General features: G+C 55.4%; 2 protein-coding genes and 1 pseudogene. 2 read left to right on the plus strand and 1 reads right to left on the minus strand.

From position 1 onward, the window contains the following. The coding region (locus tag L598_RS20585; RefSeq protein ID WP_144865763.1) for an integrase core domain-containing protein at positions 1-191 on the plus strand (191 nt) is incomplete at its 5' end. Between the two features lie 31 nt (positions 192-222). Here the strand turns inward: L598_RS20585 and L598_RS20590 are convergent. After that, a complete protein-coding gene (locus tag L598_RS20590) occupies positions 223-1,473 on the minus strand; it encodes a recombinase family protein (RefSeq protein ID WP_144865765.1) in 1,251 nt (416 codons plus the stop codon). 925 nt (positions 1,474-2,398) lie between these two features. Between L598_RS20590 and L598_RS21885 the strand changes: the two are divergent. Continuing rightward, positions 2,399-3,072: pseudogene (locus L598_RS21885) on the plus strand (IS3 family transposase); the annotation flags it as partial.

Below are 3,072 nucleotides of genomic sequence, written 5' to 3' on the forward strand. Positions count from 1 at the left end.
AGAGCTTTAACGCCCGCTTCCGCGATGAAATGCTGAATGGAGAAGTCTTCTACAGCCTCCGCGAGGCACAAATACTGATCGAGCAATGGAGGAAGCACTACAACACGAAACGACCACACAGCGCATTGGGCTAYCSCCCGCCAGCCCCGGAAACCATCCTTCCGATGGACCAAAGACCGGCGATGCACTAACTTTTAAAATGGACCACTCAAGTGGGGCTGATCAATCGAGCACACGGGATCGGACAGCATCTAGAACGGCATGATCCAACGTCGCTTCAGGAATCCGGGGCGACGAACATACCTGTGTACCGCGGTTAGCTGCGCTGCAACGATAATAGCGGTACGTGGTCCCCTGCTTCCCCGTCCCTGTGCCAAGCGTCATCGCTGAACCGCATTTGCACACCGCAAGCCCTGATAAGAGCAATGGGCTACTCACCTGCTTTGCGGCACCCATTCTGGGGTCCCGCTTCGCCAGGAGGACCTGAGCCTCTTCATACAATGAGCGGGGGATGGTCGATGGTATTTGCAGGAGAACAGGTTTCTGCGGCTTTCGGCGCTCATTCGGAGACGGTTCGAGCCCCCAGTAGTAGTCACCATAGTACGCGGAATTCGTCAGAACCCGGTGAATCGCTTGAATGCTCCAGCGGCTACCTGTTCTGGTACGATACCCTTTGCTATTAAGCCATTTCGCAATGGCTTTGATGCCGAGCGGTGGGCCGTTACCGTCTCCATGAACGGAGAGTGAGTAAATGCGTTCAATGATTGGCCTGCGTTCTTCGTCGATTATACAGACTTTTCGACGGGGATTTTGTGGTGCGTCGATAAGACGATATCCATCTGGGGGCGTGCCTCCTGGCCAATAACCTTCCTTGACCATTCGCACCCGTGCATTGATCGACTCTTCAGCCGACCGATCTGAATGGTATTGGTCGAAAAGCGTAGCGACACCCTTTGCTACCCAGCCCGTCGCGTCATTGGAGAACGTTTGGGAAATAGTCAGTACCTCGATCCCATACTGGGTGAGCAGCCGTTCAGCGATGGCATAGTCTGTTGAGGAGCGACTGAATCTGGAGGTGGACCAAATGAGGATCTTCTGGAAGGGACGCGCGTCCGAAATTGCCTCCTGCAGCATTAGCTTGAACTGTGGCCGATCAGCTGTCTTTGCCGATTTCCCAGCCTCGAGGAATATTGCCCCGATCCTCCAACCCTGATCTTTGCAGAATTGGGTCAGCCGACTCTCTTGTTCGGGGATCGAGAGATTTGATTCGACGCTTCTGCTGGATGATACCCGCAAATATAGCGCTACAGATATCGACTGTATGACGTTGACTTGCTCAACGTCAGCTACGCCGCTGGCCAACATACGTCGTTGGCTCGTAGTTTTCTTCTTTCTCACCACACCGGATGAAAGGCCGGAAAAAGCGACCGCGGCATCGAAGAAGTCATTCTTTTTACCTAATTTCTTGGGCATTCATTCTGTCCTTTCATCGATCCTGTTCGGCGGCAAACAATATCTCAAGCGCATCCAACTCACGCGCGGTCACCAGTAACGGGTTATGAATCAACGTCTCAACACGTCGCGCCAGCGGTCTGGGCGCCATAATTGTCGAGTGTCTGTGATGACGAAGCGGGGCGTGGATCTGATGTGTTGCCGATTCAGCAGCTGAACGCCGGGCTTGATCGACCCTTCTCTTGCTGCAGACCCTTTGGGCACGTGTTGCTCGGATACCGGGAGGACGTCGTGCACGCCTTGAAGACCGCAAAATCTTCGGGGCTTCCTCTTTTGGCACCTCTTCTTCTTCGAGCGGACGGCCGTGCTCTCCGACTACACCACGATGCGCGGGATCCCGACGTAAACTCTCTAGCTGAGCTTTTACGCCGGAGCCGCAATCCTCAAGCTTCCCGGTCGCTCTGTAGGCATACAAACTTACTCGCATGATTACACCGTTAGGTTGTATTTCAAGAGACTACCTGCTGTACAAGAATGAGGACATCGTATGCCCAAGAAGACATGTTGACAACTCTTGGCGCCACGAGGATGTCATCTAACCCTTTGTCCGACATTGTAAATCTCTATTCTATGGCGGCAATGAATCCTTTGACCGAATACTCATTTGCGCTTTGGCTCATACAACCATAAGGATTCGTGCACGTGCCTTCTAAGCCGGACCCAAAGGACTCAAGAAAGGATTCCGGCGAACAAAAGCGAAACTCGTAGGATTGGGTGCCAATGCGTCTGCCTTTGGCAATGATAACGCACCGGCGCCCTCATCGCCCGGTGCGGTTCTTTGTTCACCCGCAGTCACTGCCTCTTCTGGAGCAAGTGGCTGTGAGGTGGTGCCGGTTTTTGAGACAGGGGCATAAGGTGGATTTTCCGATGAAAAGGACGATCCAGCATGAAGACACGCAGACGGTTCTCGGCCGAGTTCAAGGCCAAGGTTGCGCTTGAGGCGATCCGCGGCGAGCKGACGATTTCGGAACTGGCGACGAAGCACCAGCTTCATCCCAACCAGATCACCCAGTGGAAACGGCAGGCCATTGAGAACCTGGCCAAGGCGTTCGACGACAAGGCAGCGGATGCACAGGTCGGCCGGGAGGCCGAGGTGACGAAACTGCACGCCAAGATCGGCCAACTCGTCGTTGAGCGGGATTTTTTGGCCAAAGCCTTCGATCGCTGAGCCTGGATCGGAGGAGTATGATGATTGATCCCGATCACAACCGGCTCTCGATCTGCCGCCAGTGCGAACTGGTCTCGATCTCGCGGGCGTCGTTCTATCGACAGCCTGCCGGCGAGAGCCCGGAGAACCTCGAACTGATGCGCATCATCGACGAGGCCTTCATGGAAATGCCCTGGTATGGCTCCAGGCAGATGGCGCGGCACCTGCGCCGTCAAGGCTGGTGCGTGGGCCGCAAGCGGGTCCGGCGGCTGATGCGCAAGATCGGCCTGTCACCGATCTACCAGGCTCCGAAGACCAGCGAGCCGCATCCCCAGCACCGCATCTATCCATACCTGCTGCGGCATCTGGCGATCGAGCGGCCCAATCAGGTCTGGTGTGCCGACGCGACCTAC

It is taken from the genome of Mesorhizobium sp. J18 (assembly GCF_007829525.1).
GTDB lineage: Bacteria > Pseudomonadota > Alphaproteobacteria > Rhizobiales > Rhizobiaceae > VLJP01.